The sequence below is a fragment of the Rhodobacter sp. P2_H5 genome, from assembly GCF_056403335.1.
Genome location: NZ_JBFUFS010000083.1, coordinates 1 through 917 on the forward strand (window position 1 = coordinate 1; position 917 = coordinate 917).

Annotated in this window: 1 protein-coding gene; it reads right to left on the minus strand. The window is 53.9% G+C overall.

Annotated features, from left to right (window positions below; all coding sequences use genetic code 11):
* Nucleotides 1-877, minus strand: an 877-nt coding sequence (locus tag AC1DVR_RS23600; RefSeq protein ID WP_478003062.1) for a hypothetical protein, incomplete at its 3' end; no start/stop codon positions are given.
* Nucleotides 878-917 lie beyond the last annotated feature (40 nt).

The following is a 917-nucleotide window of genomic DNA, read 5'->3' on the forward strand; positions in this document are numbered from 1 at the left end:
CCTTAGGCAATTTGGCCTTTTGAATCGCCCACCGAAATAGGTTCGCATGCTGTCGACGCCAGGCCTTGCCACGATCGGAGAGCAAGACAAGATCGGATCCTGACTTGCCGTCACAGCACGACAAGAAAAACGCCATTCCCTCATCAGGTAGGACGACGAAGCGAGCGGGGCCGGTCTTAAACGCCGCAACTCGAATGCCAAAGATCTGGTGGCCAACATCCTGCACGCGACGGATTGCTAGTTCACCGACACGGCACCCGGTGTAGAGTGCTGCCATCACAAGCTTCTGCAGTGCAGGGGAGCAGTGCTCGATCAGGCTTTGGCACTCCGTTCTCGTCAAGAAGATAGACCGAGGTGTATAATTCACGGCCACTCGCCTCAGTGCCTTCCACGGGCGTTCCGAATTTATCTTTCCATTCTCCCACGCATACAGAAATGCCATGCGCAGGATGGTGACCAGGGAATTGAAAGTTCGTTTGCGCCGCCTTAGCTCATCGGGACCAAGGTCGCTAAGCCTGACCGCGTCGCGATATGGTCCAAATCCATATTTTGGCGGTGTCTCGATCACACGGAGGGCCAAAGTCTTTAGTTGGCGCGCAGAGAAATCTTCAAGCGGAACAAATACCAGATCGCTGACGATGTGGTGATTGATCATCACCAGATTGTTGTAGTGACTGCCATAAGAGCGCGCAATGCGGGACCATTCCAAATAATCAGTCAGAGCGTGACCGGCAGTGTAGACGCTTCCGATGGGGCAGAAGTTCAGTGATTGGGTTCGCCCTACGGATTTAGATGCGCTTGCCAAAGCACTGATCCGAGATGTGGTAAACCATTCAAAGGCGCGACGGACGGCCTCGCTGTAGGGAATCTGGTCCACACTCAAATTCAAAGCTGGCCCCAATGCCTTCTGTAGGTAT